The organism is Pseudooceanicola endophyticus, from assembly GCF_018760365.1.
In the GTDB taxonomy this organism is placed as follows: domain Bacteria; phylum Pseudomonadota; class Alphaproteobacteria; order Rhodobacterales; family Rhodobacteraceae; genus Pseudooceanicola; species Pseudooceanicola endophyticus.
Genome location: NZ_JAHIAB010000012.1, coordinates 173,313 through 188,172 on the forward strand (window position 1 = coordinate 173,313; position 14,860 = coordinate 188,172).

The 14,860-nt window shown below is 67.3% G+C and carries 16 protein-coding genes and 1 pseudogene; 9 read left to right on the forward strand and 8 right to left on the reverse strand.

Translation table 11 applies throughout. From position 1 onward, the window contains the following. Window positions 1–275: 275 nt before the first annotated feature. The 7 genes from KM176_RS19440 (at window position 276) to KM176_RS19470 (ending at window position 6,700) form a co-directional block, all read left to right on the forward strand. Window positions 276–971, forward strand: coding sequence for a GntR family transcriptional regulator (locus KM176_RS19440; RefSeq protein ID WP_215558810.1), 696 nt, complete (start codon window positions 276–278; stop codon window positions 969–971). Continuing rightward, entirely contained in the window at window positions 968–1,792 is an 825-nt protein-coding gene (locus KM176_RS19445) for a transporter substrate-binding domain-containing protein (RefSeq protein ID WP_160895651.1), read from the forward strand. The genes KM176_RS19440 and KM176_RS19445 overlap by 4 nt, the downstream gene beginning before the upstream one ends. Window positions 1,793–1,858: 66 nt before the next feature. Beyond that, window positions 1,859–2,524, forward strand: a complete 666-nt coding sequence (locus tag KM176_RS19450; RefSeq protein ID WP_160895650.1) for an amino acid ABC transporter permease — start codon at window positions 1,859–1,861, stop codon at window positions 2,522–2,524. Between the two features lie 10 nt (window positions 2,525–2,534). Next, the gene (locus tag KM176_RS19455) at window positions 2,535–3,200 is read left to right on the forward strand and encodes an amino acid ABC transporter permease (RefSeq protein WP_160895649.1); all 666 of its coding nucleotides are present in this window, start codon (window positions 2,535–2,537) and stop codon (window positions 3,198–3,200) included. A gap of 19 nt (window positions 3,201–3,219) precedes the next feature. Further along, window positions 3,220–3,993, forward strand: coding sequence for an amino acid ABC transporter ATP-binding protein (locus KM176_RS19460; RefSeq protein ID WP_160895648.1), 774 nt, complete (start codon window positions 3,220–3,222; stop codon window positions 3,991–3,993). A gap of 28 nt (window positions 3,994–4,021) precedes the next feature. After that, a complete protein-coding gene (locus tag KM176_RS19465; protein WP_160895647.1) occupies window positions 4,022–4,936 on the forward strand; it encodes an aminotransferase class IV in 915 nt (304 codons plus the stop codon). Between the two features lie 3 nt (window positions 4,937–4,939). Next, complete coding sequence (locus KM176_RS19470) at window positions 4,940–6,700, forward strand: chloride channel protein (RefSeq protein WP_202397928.1); 1,761 nt, start codon at window positions 4,940–4,942, stop codon at window positions 6,698–6,700. A gap of 6 nt (window positions 6,701–6,706) precedes the next feature. Here KM176_RS19470 and KM176_RS19475 read toward each other — a convergent pair whose 3' ends face one another. The 6 genes from KM176_RS19475 to KM176_RS19500 all read right to left on the reverse strand — a co-directional run bounded on the left by KM176_RS19475 (window position 6,707) and on the right by KM176_RS19500 (window position 12,241). Further along, a complete protein-coding gene (locus KM176_RS19475; RefSeq protein WP_160895646.1) occupies window positions 6,707–7,900 on the reverse strand; it encodes a PQQ-dependent sugar dehydrogenase in 1,194 nt (397 codons plus the stop codon). 108 nt (window positions 7,901–8,008) lie between these two features. Then, window positions 8,009–8,683 carry an energy-coupling factor ABC transporter permease gene (locus KM176_RS19480; protein WP_160895645.1) on the reverse strand — a complete coding sequence of 225 codons (675 nt, stop codon included), beginning with the start codon at window positions 8,681–8,683 and terminating at the stop codon, window positions 8,009–8,011. A 108-nt stretch (window positions 8,684–8,791) separates the two neighbouring features. Next, on the reverse strand, window positions 8,792–10,060 hold the full coding sequence (locus tag KM176_RS19485; RefSeq protein ID WP_160895644.1) for an NAD(P)/FAD-dependent oxidoreductase: 1,269 nt from the start codon (window positions 10,058–10,060) through the stop codon (window positions 8,792–8,794). Between the two features lie 88 nt (window positions 10,061–10,148). Further along, window positions 10,149–11,069 carry a 4-hydroxyproline epimerase gene (locus KM176_RS19490; RefSeq protein WP_160895643.1) on the reverse strand — a complete coding sequence of 307 codons (921 nt, stop codon included), beginning with the start codon at window positions 11,067–11,069 and terminating at the stop codon, window positions 10,149–10,151. Then, window positions 11,060–12,019 carry a dihydrodipicolinate synthase family protein gene (locus KM176_RS19495; protein WP_160895642.1) on the reverse strand — a complete coding sequence of 320 codons (960 nt, stop codon included), beginning with the start codon at window positions 12,017–12,019 and terminating at the stop codon, window positions 11,060–11,062. Before KM176_RS19495 ends, KM176_RS19490 begins: the two co-directional genes overlap by 10 nt. Window positions 12,020–12,046: 27 nt before the next feature. Continuing rightward, window positions 12,047–12,241: a hypothetical protein gene (locus KM176_RS19500; protein ID WP_160895641.1), complete on the reverse strand. Its 195-nt coding sequence runs from the start codon at window positions 12,239–12,241 to the stop codon at window positions 12,047–12,049. 139 nt (window positions 12,242–12,380) lie between these two features. Between KM176_RS19500 and KM176_RS19505 the strand changes: the two genes are divergently transcribed. Continuing rightward, entirely contained in the window at window positions 12,381–13,016 is a 636-nt protein-coding gene (locus KM176_RS19505; protein ID WP_160895640.1) for a helix-turn-helix domain-containing protein, read from the forward strand. 63 nt (window positions 13,017–13,079) lie between these two features. Next, window positions 13,080–14,117 (forward strand): Ldh family oxidoreductase, encoded by a 1,038-nt coding sequence (locus KM176_RS19510; RefSeq protein ID WP_160895639.1) that lies wholly within the window; start codon window positions 13,080–13,082, stop codon window positions 14,115–14,117. Between the two features lie 83 nt (window positions 14,118–14,200). On the opposite strand, the pseudogene KM176_RS25305 reads toward KM176_RS19510, so the two are convergent. Together KM176_RS25305 and KM176_RS19520 are read right to left on the reverse strand one after the other, a co-directional pair. Then, window positions 14,201–14,678: pseudogene (locus KM176_RS25305) on the reverse strand (ATP-binding cassette domain-containing protein); the annotation flags it as partial. Beyond that, window positions 14,602–14,860 (reverse strand): hypothetical protein (locus KM176_RS19520; RefSeq protein ID WP_215558811.1); only part of this gene is annotated, 259 nt, incomplete at its 5' end. The gene KM176_RS19520 and the pseudogene KM176_RS25305, both read right to left, overlap by 77 nt.

Consider the following 14,860-nt stretch of genomic DNA (forward strand, 5'->3'; position numbering starts at 1 on the left):
CGCCCCGCGCCATCGGCTGGTCCCAATGGCCCGTCCCGCCCCCCGGCGGGGCGGGCGTTTTCGTTTCTGCTGGCCGATGGCGGCAGAGGCTGCGTGACCGCAGCAGGTGCGAAATGCCCAATATTGCATCGCGCATGGTCGCGCCTGTCCGTTCCGGGGGCGGTTTTCGTGCCTTGGCCACAAAATTGGCAGGTTGTCCCGACCCTCACTGATTTTTGGGATGCCAGATTGTAGACAATCTACAGTATGGCATGAGAGCAGATGCGGGGAATCAGATGGTGGGCAGCGTGATCAAGAGAGAGACGATGGGGGCGCAGCTGGCCGCGATGATGCGGGCGGCGATCCTGTCGGGGGAATATCCGCCCGGCGCCTCGGTGACGGAGGCGGGCCTGGCGGTGCGCTTCGGCGCCAGCTGCGGCCCGATCCGCGAGGCCATGCGCCATCTCATCGACGAGGGGTTGCTGGTCTCGGTGCCCTATACCGGAACCCGGGTGCTGGAGCTGTCGAGCCAGGACATCAACGACATCTACGCGATGCGCATCTGCCTGGAGATCTTCGCCTTCGAGCAGATCTGGGACCGCCGCGATGCCGATTTCCGCCAGGAGCTGGCCGCGCGCGAAGCCCGCCTGCTGCAGGCCATCGACGACCGTGACGATGTGCGGGCCATCGATGCAGAGCTTGACCTGCACGGGCTGGCCTATGAATGCGCGGGAAATGGCATCCTGCTGCAAAGCTGGACCGGCATCCGCGGTCGGCTGCAGCTGTACTGGGCCGCGCATCACCGCGCCCACGGCATCCAGGGACCCAAGCGCGAAAGCCACGATGATTACATCGCCCTCGCCCTGGGCGAGGATTGCGAGGCGATGAGGACGGAAATCCGCGCCCATATGAAGCGTGGCCTCGAAACAACCAAGACCTTTGTTCAATCCCTTGAGGATACGAAGGAAAATTCCAACAGGAGAGTAAGATGAACAGAAGATCCGTCCTGCTTGCGGGCGTTGCGGCCGGCGTTTTCAGCGCTCTGCCCGCCTTCGCCGCCGACAGCGGCACCCTGGCCGAGGTGAAGAAATCCGGCAAGCTGCGCATCGGTGTCGCCTCGGCCGAGCCGTGGTTCTTCAAGGACCCGATGTCCGAGAAATGGACCGGCGTCGGCGTCGCCATGGGCGAGCGCATGGCCAAGGAACTGGGCGTGGAGATGGTCCCGGTCGAAACCTCCTGGGCGAATGCCGTGGCCGGTCTTCAGGCCAACCAGTTCGACATCATGTTCGTCCTCGACCCGACCGAAGAGCGCAAGAAGGCCATCGACTTCCCCGAGAACCCGCTCTTCTACTATGCCATGGGCGCGCTGGTTTCCGACAAGAGCACCGCGGCGACCTGGGCCGATCTGGATACCGCCGAGACCCGCATCGGCGTGACGTTGGGCACCTCGCTGGACCGCAACGTCACCGAGACGATGAAGGCCGCGCAGATCAACCGCTTCTCCTCCAATGACGAGGCCATCGCGGCCTTCGCCTCGGGGCGGGTCGACGCGGTGGTGCAGTTCCACCCGGCGCTGGTGGTGCAGTATTCCCGTCTGAAGCTGGGCAAGGTGCTGCTGCCGATCCCGGTGAATCCGGTCGCGACCTCGGCCGGGATGCGCAAGGAAACCCCGCCCGAATTCAGGGACTGGGTGAACGAGATCTTCGGCAAGCTTTATGCCGAAGGCGTGCCGAACGACCTGTTCGAAGCCTACCTGAAATCGAAGAACATCGATCCGACGGGCATCCCCGGCCTGGAAAAGGAAGCCTGGTAAGCCCGGCACCCGGGACCTGCGCCCCCGCGCGCGGGTCCCCCCTCTCTCCCCAAAGAAAGTCGACAGATGAACTATTCCTGGGACTTCCGCCCGGTGTTTGCGCATTTCGATATGCTGGCACTGGGGCTTCTGAATACTGTCAAGATCGCGGCCGTATCCATCGTCCTGGGCGTTCTCGTGGGGCTGGTGCTGGCGATGATGCGGCTTTCCGTGCGCCGCTGGCTGCGCTGGCCCGCCGCCGTGGTGATCGAGTTCTACCGCAACACCCCGCCGATCGTGCATTTCTTCTGGTTCTTCTACGCCTTCCCGGTGCTGCTCTCGGTCAGCATGAGCCCCTATGTCGCCGCCGTTCTGGCGCTGTCGACGCAATCGGGCGCCTTCTACGCCGAGGTGTTCCGGGGCGGCATCGTCTCGATCGAGCGCGGCCAGTGGGAGGGCGCGCGGGCGCTCGGCATGACCCATGCGGCGCTGATGCGCCGGGTCATCGTGCCCCAGGCCATCTCGCGCATGGTGCCGCCCTTCATCGAGCGCAGCTTCGAGCTTCTGAAGACCACGGCCCTGGCCTCCACGCTGGCCTATGCCGACCTGCTCTACCAGGCGATGATGGTCAATTCCCAGACCTTCCGCCCGCTCGAAGTCTACACGACCATCGCGGCCATGTACCTCGTGCTGCTGGTCACCGCGAGCCAGCTTGCCCGCATCGCCGAACGCCGGCTCACCGCGTATCAGTAAGGTCCAAGCCATGCATTACACCCCTGATTTCAGTGTCGTCTGGAACAACTGGCCGGTCCTGCTGCGCGGTCTCTGGGTCACCCTCGAGATCTGGCTGCCCTCCATCGCCATGGGGCTGATCGGCGGCTTCCTGATCGCCCAGGCGCGGCTGTCGCAGCGCCGCCTCGTCTCGGGGATCAGCCTGGTCTACGTGGAACTGTTCCGCGACACGCCGGTGCTGATCCAGCTGATCTGGTTCTACTACGCCTTCCCGATCCTCGTGGGGATCCAGCTCAGCCCCTTCGCGGCGGCGATGCTGGGTCTGACGCTGAACACCTCCGCCTATGCCTCCGAGATCTTTCGCGGCGGCATCCGCTCGATCCATCGCGGCCAGATGGAGGGGGCGCTGGCCATCGGCATGTCGCGCGCCCAGGCCATGCGCCGGGTGATCCTGCCGCAGGTGATCAAGCGGATGCTGCCCGCCTTCACCAACCGCACCATCGAGGTCGCCAAGATGTCGTCGCTGGCCTCCGTGATCTCGGTGCACGAGCTCATGTACCAGGGGCGGCTGCTGTCCTCGACCTACTACCGCCCGTTCGAGCTGCTGACCGCGGTGGCCTTCATCTACCTCGTCCTGATCTATCCCGGCACCTTCCTGGCCGGACGTCTCGAGAAGCACCTGGCGCGCTCCAACTGAGCCCGGAAAGGACCCTGAAATGTCTCAAAACCCCATTCTGGAAATCAAGGGCCTGCACAAGCGGTTCGGCGACCACCACGTTCTGAAGGGCATCGACTTCAGCGTCGAGCCGGGCGAGCGCGTGGCGATCATCGGCGGCTCGGGTTCGGGCAAGTCGACCTTCCTGCGCTGCATGAACTTCATGGAGACGCTGAGCGAGGGCGAGATCTGGCTGGACGGTCAGCGCATCGGCCAGCAGGTCCGGGGCCGCATGACCTATCCCGAAAAGCAGCTTTGCAAGGTCCGAGAGCGGCTGGGCATGGTGTTCCAGCAATTCAACCTGTTTCCCCACATGACGGTCCTTCAGAACGTCATGGAGGGGCTGATCACCGTGAAGGGCCTGTCCCGCCAGGACGCGCGCGCGATCGCCGTGCGTGAACTGGCCAAGGTGGGCCTGGGCGAAAAGCACGATGCCTGGCCGGGGCGGCTTTCGGGGGGGCAGCAGCAGCGCGTCGCCATTGCCCGTGCGCTGTCGATGGAACCCGAGGTGCTGCTTTTCGACGAACCCACCTCCTCGCTCGATCCGGAACTGGTGGGAGAGGTGCTGCGCGTCATCAACCAGCTGGCAGAGGAGGGCCGCACCATGCTGCTGGTCACCCACGAGCTGGGCTTTGCCTATCACTTTGCCACCAGGGTGATCTTCCTCGCCGATGGCGTCTTCCACGAGGTCGGCACCCCCGACGAGGTGCTGAAGAACCCGCAGAAGCCGCGCACGCAGGAATTCCTGCGCCGCTTCGGCGAATTCGCCTTCTGACCCCCTTTTCAAACTCCAAGGTACTATCATGACCCCTCTGAGCAGCTCGTCCTCGCAGAGCTATGTCAAAGATCCGCGCAACGACGGCGTGGAGATCTACGTCAACGGCGAATTCTTCCCGCGCGACGCGGCCAAGGTGTCGATCTTCGACGCGGGCTTCGTGCTGGGCGACGGCGTCTGGGAAGGCCTCCGGCTGATCAACGGCAAGCTGCTGGCCATCGACGAACATATCGACCGGCTGTTCGAAGGTGCGAATTCGATCCAGCTGGACATCGGCTTCGACAAGGAAGGCCTGATCGCCGAGATCTGGAAATGCCTGAACCACAACAAGATGGAGGATGGCGTCCATATCCGCATGATGATCTCGCGCGGGCTGAAATCGACGCCGAACCAGGATCCGCGCTTCATCGTCGGCGGCGCCACCATCGTCATCGTCGCCGAATGGAAGCAGCCCAACCCGGCGCTGAAGCAGACCGGCCTGAAGCTGATGACCTCGACCATCCGCTGCTCGACCCCGGATGTCTTCGACCTGCGGCTGAACTCGCATTCGCGGCTGAACTTCATCCAGGCGCTGCTTCAGGCCATCAACATGGGTGCAGACGAGGCGCTGATGCTGGATGACCGCGGTTTCGTCGCCTCGTGCAACTCCACGAATTTCTTCATTTTCCGGGGCAATGAGCTCTGGACCTCCAACGGCGAGACCTGCTTTAACGGCATCACCCGCAAGAAGGCGATCAAGATCTGGCAGGAGGCCGGCTACGTGGTTCGCGAAAAACGCTTTACCCTGGCCGAGGTCTACTCGGCGGACGAGGCCTTCGTCACCGGCACGCTGGGCGGCATCACCCCGGTCACCAAGATCGACGGGCGCGACATCGGCACCGGCCAGCCGGGCCCGATGACCGCGAAGATGAACGACCTCTACCAAGCCTACATCTCGGGCTGAGCGGTGGTCTGGCGACTGCGTCCTGCCCGTCGCCGCTGGCTGATGCGCCGGATGCGCGCGCCCTTCGTCGTGAGGGCGCTGATCCGGCGCAATGAAATCGCCTACACCGCCGTCGCGGCGGTGCTGGGCATGCTGTGCGGGCTGGCGGTCGTCGGTATGCGCGAGGTGATCCACCTGATGGAAGGATGGATCTACGCCGCCGAGAACCCCTCAAGCGGCGCGGTGGCACTGGACCCGCTGCGGGTCATCGCGGGGCCGCTGCTGGGCGGTGTCGTCGTCGGGCTCAGCTACATCATCGGGCGGCGCTGGTTCCGCCGGGTCTCGGACCCGATCGAGGCCAATGCCATCAAAGGCGGCAAGCTGTCGGTGCCGGGCAGCCTCTACATCACGCTCCAGACCATCCTGTCCAGCGGCACGGGCGGCTCCGTGGGGATGGAGGCCGCCTATACCCAGACCGGATCGGCGCTGTCGTCCTGGCTGGGCCAGCGGCTGCACCTGCGCCGCGAGGACCTGCGCCAGCTGGTGGCCGCAGGGGCAGGGGCCGGCATTGCGGCGGCCTTCGATGCGCCGCTGACCGGGGCCTTCTACGCTTTCGAACTGGTGCTGGCCTCCTATTCCGTGGCGGCGCTGCTGCCGGTGCTGGCGGCCTCGATCACCGCGACGGCAACGGTGCGGATGCTGGGGGCCACATCCGGTTTCAGCCTGTTCTTCGCCGGTCAGATCTCGGTCAAGGCCTACCTGGCGGTGGCACTTCTGGCGGTGGTCTGCGCCGGCGTCGGCATCGTCATCATGCGCTCGGTCACGGTGATCGAGGGGCTGTTCAACCGCAGCCCGATCCCCTACTGGGCCCAGCCGGCCCTGGGCGGGCTGATGGTGGGGCTGCTGGCGCTGATCACGCCGCAGGTACTGTCCTCGGGCCATGGCGCCATGCCCGGGGTGCTGGGGGCCAACCTGACCATCGGGGCGCTGGCCGGGCTGTTCCTGCTGAAGACCGCGGCCTCCGTCATCTCCATCGGCACGGGGTTCCGGGGCGGGCTGTTCTTTGCCTCGCTGTTCCTGGGCGCGATCCTGGGCAATATCATCGGCATCCTGTGGATGGTGGCCTTCGGGCTGAACTTGCCCATCGTGATCCTGTCGGTGGTCGGCATGTGTGCGCTTGCCACCACCATCATCGGCGCCCCCATGGCCATGAGCTTCCTTGCGCTGGAAATGACCCAGAGCCTGCCGCTGGCGCTTGCCGTGCTGTTCTCGGCGCTGGTGTCGACCGCCATCGTGCGCCAGGTCTTCGGTTTCAGCTTCTCGACCTGGCGTTTCCACCTGCGCGGAGAGACCATCCGATCGGCCGCCGATGTGGGCTGGGTGCGCGACCTGACCGTCGGGCGAATGATGCGCAAGGTCGGCACGCCGATCCCGGTTGCCAGCACCATCGCCGAAGTTCGCCGCCGCTACCCGCTGGGCGCCACCAAGGTCATGCCCATGGCGGACGAGGCCGGGCAATATGGCGGGCTCTGCTTCATCTCCGAACTGCATGGCGAGGACCTGGACCCAAAGGAGCGCGCCGGAACGCTGGGCCGGTTCAAGGCCTGCTGGCTGCGCCCCGAGCAGAACGTGCACGATGCGATGAAGCTGTTCTCCCGGCAGGAGGCCGACACCCTGGCCGTGGTCGGAGAGGACGGCACCGTTCTGGGCATCCTGAGCGAACAGTACTGCCTGCGCCGCTATGCGGACGAGACCAACAAGCGGCTCTACCCGTCGCGGTCCTGAGGCGGGTCAGCCTTCGGGGGTCAGCCGGATCAGCGCGCCGTCATCGGCATCGGTCAGGATCATCACCGCCCCGTCGGGGGCGACCGCCACATCGCGGATGCGTCCCTGTCCCCGAAGGTAGCGCGCCTCTGCGGTGACCCGCGCGCCCGACAGCGTCAGCCGCACCAGCGCCTGACCGGCCAGCCCGCCCACCAGCAGGCTGCCCCGCCAGTCGGGGAACAGCGCGCCGTCGTAGAAAGCCATGCCGCTGGGCGCGATCACCGGGTCCCAGTAATAGACCGGCTGCTCCATCCCCTCGGCGGCGGTGATCCCCGCGCCGATGGGCCGTCCGCTGTAATCCTCGCCATAGGTGATCACCGGCCAGCCGTAGTTGGCGCCGGGGCGCAGCCGGTTCAGCTCATCCCCACCGCGGGGCCCGTGCTCGATGGTCCAGAGCGCGCCGTCGGGGGCAAGCGCCGCCGCCTGGATGTTGCGATGGCCCAGGGTCCAGACCTCGGGCGCCATGCCGGGGGCGGCGGGGTTGCCGGGCGCGGCCCCACCCAGGGGCGCCAGCCGCAGCACCTTGCCCAGATGGGTCGCGGGATCCTGCGCCAGCTGGCGTGCCGCCGGCAGGGAGCGTTCGCCGGTGGTCAGGAACAGCGCGCCGTCCCGGTCCATGACCAGCCGCCCGCCGAAATGCAGGGTCGAGGCCCAGGCGGGCTCCTGCCGGAAGATCACCTGCACCGCGTTCAGGCTGCCGCCGTCCGCCGACAGTTGCCCGGTGGCGACCGCGGTACCGTTACGCCCGGCGCCCCGGGGCTCGGCATAGCTCCACCAGATGCGGCGGGTTTGCGGGAAGTCGGGATCGACCAGCACGTCCAGAAGCCCGCCCTGGCCCCTTGCATCGACGTCCGGCAGCCCCCGGATCGGGTCCGAGACGGTGCCGTTGGCGCCGATCCGGCGCAGCCGCCCGGGGCGTTCGGTGACCAGCCAGCTGCCGTCGGGCAGCGCGTCCATGCCCCAGGGATGTTCCAGCCCGGAGGCCAGGACCTGGCGCGACAAGGTGGGGGTGGCGGGCCGTTCCGGGGCGCGAGTCTGGCCCTTGAACGCGGGGCTTTGCCCGGCGGCATTGGGTGGCGCGTCGTTGAACGACACCGCGCCGGCGCAGCCGGTGGTGGCGCCCAGCAGCACGAGGCAAAGGCAGAGGGTCCGGACGGGCATGGCAGGATCCTTTCGCAGGGGAACCCTTCCAGTTGAGCCCGGCCCGGGACGTGATGCAAGCGAAGTGATGCATGGGCCTGCGCCCGGGATGTGGGCGCAGGCGGGGGCTCAGCCCCGGGAGAGGCGCCGTTGCAGCAGCGTGGGGCGCAGCCGGTCGCTGCGGCGCAGGGCGCCCAGCAGCACGGTATCCAGCGCCAGCTCGATCGCGATGACCGGCAGGTAGGCGAGGGCGAAGGTGGCAATGGCGGCACAGGTGGCGGCATTGACGCCCTGACCATAGAGCGACCAGAAGGCGACCCAGCCGACGATCCCGGCCTGGTAGGCGGCTGAAAGCTTGGCGGCCTGCGGGGCCGTGACATCGCGATAGGCGGTACCCGGGGCGACGATCCGCCCGGCCAGCCGTTGCAGCGCCCAGAGCGGCACGATCAGCGTGGTCAGGTTCATGCCGTATTGCGGCAGGTCGAAGGGGGCGAAGATCAGGCCCTGGATCAGCAGGCCCAGGGCCAGGCCAAGCGCGGTGGGCCCGGCGCCCAGCAGCAGGAACAGGGTCGAGCCGAGGATCAGATGCACCTCGGAGACGCCGACGGGGTAATGCGGCAGGACCTGGAAGGCGCCCAGGACCAGGGCGGTGGCAAGGGCGCTGCGGCTCAGCAGCGGCAGCAGCGCGGCCTCCTGGCGGGCGGTCTGACGCGCCAGCTGCAGGGCCAGACCGGCGGCGCCGGCGCCGGTGGCATAGCTCAGGAGGATCTTGGCGCCCTCGACGACGCCGGGTTCGATATGCATGGGGCCTCTCCGTTGTGGATGGCCCAAGCCTAGCGCGGCGGTCCGGGGGCTGCTGTTCCGCCCCGGCCAAAGCGCTGGCCCGGGCGGGACAGGAGGGGGATCAGGGGTTCAGAACCGCGTGGCGCGGAACGGCGACAGGTCGATCCCCGGCCTGCGCCCGGCACAAAGCGCCGCGACCAGCTGCGCGGTGCCCGCCGATTGCGTCAGCCCCAGGTGGCCGTGGCCGAAGGCATAGATCACGTCGCGCGATCCCGGCGCCTGATCGATCACCGGCAGGCTGTCGGGCATCGAGGGGCGATAGCCCATCCATTGCTTGCCGCCCCGGGGATCGAAGCCCTCAAGGAAGCTGCGGGCCTTGTCCAGCAGGATCTCGGCGCGGCGGTAGTTCGGCGGCAGCTCCATGCCGCCCAGTTCCACCGCGCCGCCGACGCGCAGCCCCGCACCGATGCGGGTGACGACAAAGCCGTGATCGCTGAAGGTCAGGTGGGTGCGCAGATCAAAGGCGGCGGTGGGGAAAGTGGTGTTGTAGCCGCGCTCGGTATCCAGCGGCAGGCGATCCCCCAGCGTCGCGGCCAGCCGTTTCGACCAGGCCCCGGCGGCCAGCACCACCTTGGCGGCGCGCAGCGTGCCGGTGGCGGTCTGCACCTCGACGCCGGGGGACAGCGGCTTCAGGGCGCGGACCTCGGCGGTTTCGATCTGCCCGCCGGCCTCGGTGAAGGCCCGGGCGACATGGCGCGTCCAGAGCGCCGGATCGACCGTGTTCATCCACTCCGGGGTAAAGCCCGCATGGGTGAAGCGGGGCGAGACGCCGGGCTGGATCTCGGCGATGGCGCCGGGGCTTTCCAGCATCTCGCAGACCACGCCGTGACGGCGGCGCAGCGCCCATCCGGGCTGGCTGGCGGCAAAGGCGGCGCGCCCCTCGTAGAGTTGCAGCTGGCCCTGGCGGCGGATCAGGTCCTGGGCCTTCAGCCGGGTGATCAGCGCCTCCTGGGCCTGCGCGGAAAACTGCATCATCGCCGATTGCGCCTGCACGGCGGCGGCATAGCGATCCTTCCGGCTGGCGCGCCAGAACTTCAGCATCCAGGGCGTCATGCGCAGCGCATAGCCCGGGCGCAGCGACAGCGGCCCAAGCGGATCCAGCAGCCATTTCGGCGCCTTGCGCATGATGCCGGGGGTCGCGAGGGGCTCGATATCGGCATAGGCGAAGGCGCCGGCATTGCCCGAGGAGGTCTCGGCGGCGATGCCGGTGCGCTCGATCAGGCGGACCTGATGGCCTTCGGATTGCAGGGCAAGGGCGGCGGTGACGCCGATGATGCCGCCGCCGATGACGATGATCCCCGTGGGCGGGGCAAGTTCAGGGAAAGAGGCCAGGGCCATGGCGAACCTCGAAAGGGATCTGATCGGAAGGCCCCCGCCGCCCGGGAGGGGCCGCGGGGGGAGGGATCACGCTGGGATCAAACCGGGATCACACGGGGATGCCGTTGCGGAACGGGTCCGCCGGATCAAAAAGCAGCGTGCTTTCGGCCATCACGTAGGCGCGCCCGGTGATCGAGGGGATCACGCCGCCGCCGGGTCCGGGCGCATAGGATAGTCGGTAGCTGCTGCCGATGACGCTTTCCTGCACGATTTCCTGCCCCGCGGGCAGGCGCCCCCGGGCGGCCAGACAGGCCAGCCGGGCCGAGCTTCCGGTGCCGCAGGGCGAACGGTCATAGGCATCGTCGGGGCAGAGCACGAAGTTGCGGCTGTGCACCCCGGGCGTGTCGGAGGGGCCGTAGAAGATCACGTGATCGACCTCGTTGCCATGGCCGGCGGCCTTCAGCGCCTCGCGGGTGGCGATGGTGGCATCGGTCAGCGCGCGGAGATTGCCCGGGGTGACGGGCAGGGGGCTGGGATCGACCAGGAAGAAGCCGTTGCCGCCATAGGCCACATCCCCCGTCACGGTGCCAAGGCCGGGCACCTCGACCGAGACATCGGCCCGCAGGCGGCAGCTTTCGACATTGGTGACGGTGACGGTATTGGCATCCAGCACCTCGACCGTGACAACGCCGGCGGGGGTCTCGATCCGGTGGGCGCCGGGGCCGACGCGGCCCATGTGGGCCAGCGTCACCGCCAGCCCGATGGTGCCATGGCCGCACATCCCCAGTACCGCGCCGGCGTCGAAATAGATGACGCCTGTCACGCAGGAGGGATCGACCGGGGGCACCAGCAGGGCGCAGACCATGGCGACCTGGCCACGCGGCTCAAGGCTGACCGAGCGGGTGAAATCCACATGGTCGCGCGCCAGAAGGGCGGCGCGCTCGGCCAGCGGCCCCGCGCCCAGATCCGGCCCGCCGTCCAGGATCACCCGGGTGGGTTCGCCCCCGGTGTGGCTGTCGATCACATGCATTCGGCGATCACCCCGCCTTGTTGCGACCAGTTTGCGAACCAGCGGTTGAACTGGTGGAACTGTGCCTCGCAGAAGCGCGCCTGAGAGGGCGACAGCGCATCGGTCTCGTTGATGTTGAGACGATATTCCTCATGGCCTTTCAGCACCATCAGATGCTTGAAGTACAGCACGAGGTCGACGCCCTCGTCGAATTTCGCCAGCACCCAGAAGGCCTCGGCCAGTTCGCGGGCACGCAGGTCGGCCTCGGGGCAGCCTTCGGCGGCGCGGCGCGACAGGGCGACCTGAAGCAGCGCTTCCTGCGGGAAGATCGTGCCGATGCCGGTGATCGCGCCGACCGCGCCGCATTTGACGAAGCCGTGGTAGACCTCGGTGTCGACGCCGACCATCAGGATGACGTCCTCGTCCTGGCTGGTGATGTGTTCGGCGGCATAGGAGAGGTCGGCCTTGCCGCCGAATTCCTTGAAGCCGATCAGGTTGGGGTGTTCGGCGCGCAGGGCGAAGAACAGGTCGGCCTTGGTGACGTAGCCGTAGTAGGGGCTGTTGTAGATGATCGCGGGCACGTCCGGCGCGGCGTCGAGGATCGCCTTGAAGTGGTTGCGCTGCGCGGCAACCGAGAGGCCGCGCGAGAGCACGCGCGGGATCACCATCAGCCCGGCGGCGCCGACCTTCTGGGCATGGGCGGCATGGGCGACGGCGGATTTCGTGTTGACCGCGCCGGTGCCGACGATGACCGGCACGCCGGCGGCGGTCAGGCGCGCGACGCCTTCCATGCGGTCCTCATCGCTCAGCAGGGGCCAGTCGCCGCAGGAGCCGCAGTAGACCACGGCGGACATGCCGGCGGCGATCATCTCCTGGCCCTTGCGCACGAGGGCGTCGAAATCGGGGCTGCGGTCGGGTTTGCAGGGGGTCAGCAGGGCCGGGATGGTGCCGAGGAAGACGTCTTTGTTCATCTGGTAGTCCGTTGGTGAAAGGGTGTGTCAGGCGAGGGCCGCGCCGGTGTCGATCCAGCGGGGCAGTGTGGCGGGGGCGGGGCCCCTGCAGGCGGTCACGGCGCAGTGCGCGAGAGAGCCGAAGCGGACGGCGCGGTCGGTCAGGCCCAGAGCCTTAGGGGCGTATGTGCCGGAATTGGTCATCAGCACCCGGGCCCCGATCGGCCATGTCTGCTTCATCATCTCTGCAAATCCCTGGGGGGATGGGGGTAAGGCGACAAAATTGGGTCAGGGACATTCCCAAGCGTCTTGCCGATTTGCTATTGTTGCGCTTGGCATAAATATATGCATAAACGACCAACAATGGTAAAAAAAGAAAAAAATGACCGAAACGGAAAAAGACGCAGCCCCCGGTCCCGGTGAGGATTGGGAAGCGGAGCGCCAGCAGCTGCGCGATGAGCTGGGCGCGCGAATGAAGGCTGTGCGGCAGGCCTGCGGCTATACGCTTGAGGTCGCGGCGCAGCGCACGGGCCTAGCGCTTTCGACGATCCACAAGATCGAGAACGGTCGCGTCTCGCCCAGCTACGAGAACCTCGTGCGGGTCGCGCGGGGCTATGGAATCGGGCTGGAGCGGCTTTACGCCGGAGAGCAGGACAGCACGCCGACGACGCGGCTGGCGATCACCCGCGCAGGGCAGGGCCGCAAGGTGCGCACCCGCAACTTCGAATACGAGGTGCTGTGCAACAGCCTGGCGGAAAAGAAGATCATCCCGCTTGTCACCAGGGTCGAGCAGCGCGCGCCGCTGACCCGGGACGAGCTGGAATCCCATGACGGCGAAGAGACGCTCTACGTGCTGTCGGGCCGGGTCGAGCTGACGGTCGAGCATTACGAGGCGGTGATCCTGGAAACCGGCGACTGCGCCTATTTCGACAGCACCCTCAAGCACGGGCTGCGCGCCCTGGACGAGACCGAAACCAGAGTCTTCTGGGCCTGTACCTACGTGGACGTGGACAAGTGATCCGGGGCAGCCGGCCCGCCGCGTCCGATACCACCTGAACCCTTGCGAAGGAGCGCGCCGCCGATGGCCGACCAGAACATCCTTTCCGTCGAAGACCTGATGAGCCGGGTCCGGGCGATTTTCGAGACCGCGGGCCTGCCCCCCGAAAACGCCCGTGCCGTGGCCCATGTCATCGTCGCCGGAGAGCGCGACAACTGCAAATCGCACGGTCTCTACCGGATCGAGGGCTGCTTGCGGGTGATCGCCGCCGGCAAGGTCGCGCCGGATGCGGTGCCGCAGATCCATGACGCGGGCCGCGCGGTGATCGAGGTCGATGCGGGGGGCGGGTTCTCGAATCCGGCCTTCTACGCGGCGAAGGATCTGCTGGCCGCGCGGGCGCGCGAGATGGGGCTGGCGGCGCTGGTGATCCGGGATTGCCTGCATTTCTCGGCGCTCTGGCATGACGTGGAGGCGCTGGCCGGGGAAGGGCTGGCGGCGCTTTCGATGTGCCCGAGCTATGCCTTCGTCGCCCCCGCCGGTGGCAAGGAGCCGCTGCTGGGCACCAACCCGATCGCCTTCGGCTGGCCGCGTCCCGGTTCCCATCCCTATGTCTTCGACTTTGCCACCAGCGTCGCCGCGCGCGGCGAGATCGAGCTGCACCGCCGCGCCGGCACCCCGATCCCCGAGGGCTGGGCCGTCGATCACGAGGGCCAGCCCACCACCGATCCCGATGCGGCGCTGTCGGGTGCCATGCTGACCTTCGGGGCGCACAAGGGCTCGGCCATCTCGACCATGGTGGAGCTGCTGGCCGGGGCCATGCTGGGCGAGTTCATGAGCAAGGAGGCGCTGGAGTTCATGGGGCCGGGCGGGCTGCTGCCGCGCCATGGCGCGCTGGTGCTGGCGCTGGATCCGCAGAGCTTCGCGCGCCGCAGCGGTCGCGATCCCATCGCCGAGGGAGAGCGCCTGCTGAGCGCGATCGGGGCGCAGGGCGCCCGGCTGCCCTCCGAACGCCGCTTTGCCGCCCGTGACAGGGCGCTGGCCGGGGGCGTGGTGCTGAGCGACGCGGAACTGGCGCAGCTGGAGCGGTTCCAGGCGCAGGGTCTGGCCGCCCTCGACGCCTGAGCCCTCGACGCCTGAACGCGGATCGCAACGAATAAGGGCGCGGAGGGAAACCTCCGCGCCCTTCTTGTGTCCGGGGATCGCGCTCAGCGCACGCTGGAGAGGAACTGCTGCGTGACCTCCTGCTGCGGCGCGTTGAAAAGCTGCTCCGGGGTGCCGATCTCGGCCATGATGCCCTTGTGGCAATAGGCCGCTCGGTCCGAGACATCGCGCGCGCAGGCCATCTCGTGGGTCACGCAGATCATCGTCGTGCCTTTTTCGGCCAGCATCTTCGGCGTCTCTAGCACCTCTTCCACCAGCTGCGGACCAAGGGCCGATGCCCAGCACCTTGCGGGGCGCCATGGTGGCGTTCTCTAGCACGGTCAGATGCGGGAAGGCATTCCACTACGGGAGCACGATGCCGATCTTCCGGCGCAGGGTGTTGAGGTTGGTGGACTTCGCATGAACCTCGGTGCCGTCGACCAGGATGCGGTCGCTGTCGATGGGCTCAAGCCCGTTGATGCACGTCAACAGTGTCGACTTGCCCGAGTCCGAGCCGCCGATCACCGTCAGCACTTCGGCTTGGCGACGGTTTTGGGAGATTTATCGATCCAAAACCGTCGGGTTTGTCGGGTTTGTCGGGTTTGTCGGGTTTGTCGGGTTTGTCGGGTTTGTCGGGTTTGTCGGGTTTGTCGGGTTTGTCGGGTTTGTCGGGTTTGTCGGGTTTGTCGGGTTTGTCGGGTTTGTCGGGTTTGTCGGGTTTGTCG

What these genes read in the sequence shown, in the direction of transcription:
- KM176_RS19485 (WP_160895644.1), bottom strand. Translation starts at nt 10,060, where the DNA reads ATGGCCCTGGCCTCTTTCCCTGAACTTGCCCCGCCCACGGGGATCATC.
- KM176_RS19475 (WP_160895646.1), bottom strand. Translation starts at nt 7,900, where the DNA reads ATGCCCGTCCGGACCCTCTGCCTTTGCCTCGTGCTGCTGGGCGCCACC.
- KM176_RS19440 (WP_215558810.1), top strand. Translation starts at nt 276, where the DNA reads ATGGTGGGCAGCGTGATCAAGAGAGAGACGATGGGGGCGCAGCTGGCC.
- KM176_RS19480 (WP_160895645.1), bottom strand. Translation starts at nt 8,683, where the DNA reads ATGCATATCGAACCCGGCGTCGTCGAGGGCGCCAAGATCCTCCTGAGC.
- KM176_RS19490 (WP_160895643.1), bottom strand. Translation starts at nt 11,069, where the DNA reads ATGCATGTGATCGACAGCCACACCGGGGGCGAACCCACCCGGGTGATC.
- KM176_RS19445 (WP_160895651.1), top strand. Translation starts at nt 968, where the DNA reads ATGAACAGAAGATCCGTCCTGCTTGCGGGCGTTGCGGCCGGCGTTTTC.
- KM176_RS19510 (WP_160895639.1), top strand. Translation starts at nt 13,080, where the DNA reads ATGGCCGACCAGAACATCCTTTCCGTCGAAGACCTGATGAGCCGGGTC.
- KM176_RS19465 (WP_160895647.1), top strand. Translation starts at nt 4,022, where the DNA reads ATGACCCCTCTGAGCAGCTCGTCCTCGCAGAGCTATGTCAAAGATCCG.
- KM176_RS19450 (WP_160895650.1), top strand. Translation starts at nt 1,859, where the DNA reads ATGAACTATTCCTGGGACTTCCGCCCGGTGTTTGCGCATTTCGATATG.
- KM176_RS19500 (WP_160895641.1), bottom strand. Translation starts at nt 12,241, where the DNA reads ATGATGAAGCAGACATGGCCGATCGGGGCCCGGGTGCTGATGACCAAT.
- KM176_RS19460 (WP_160895648.1), top strand. Translation starts at nt 3,220, where the DNA reads ATGTCTCAAAACCCCATTCTGGAAATCAAGGGCCTGCACAAGCGGTTC.
- KM176_RS19495 (WP_160895642.1), bottom strand. Translation starts at nt 12,019, where the DNA reads ATGAACAAAGACGTCTTCCTCGGCACCATCCCGGCCCTGCTGACCCCC.
- KM176_RS19455 (WP_160895649.1), top strand. Translation starts at nt 2,535, where the DNA reads ATGCATTACACCCCTGATTTCAGTGTCGTCTGGAACAACTGGCCGGTC.
- KM176_RS19505 (WP_160895640.1), top strand. Translation starts at nt 12,381, where the DNA reads ATGACCGAAACGGAAAAAGACGCAGCCCCCGGTCCCGGTGAGGATTGG.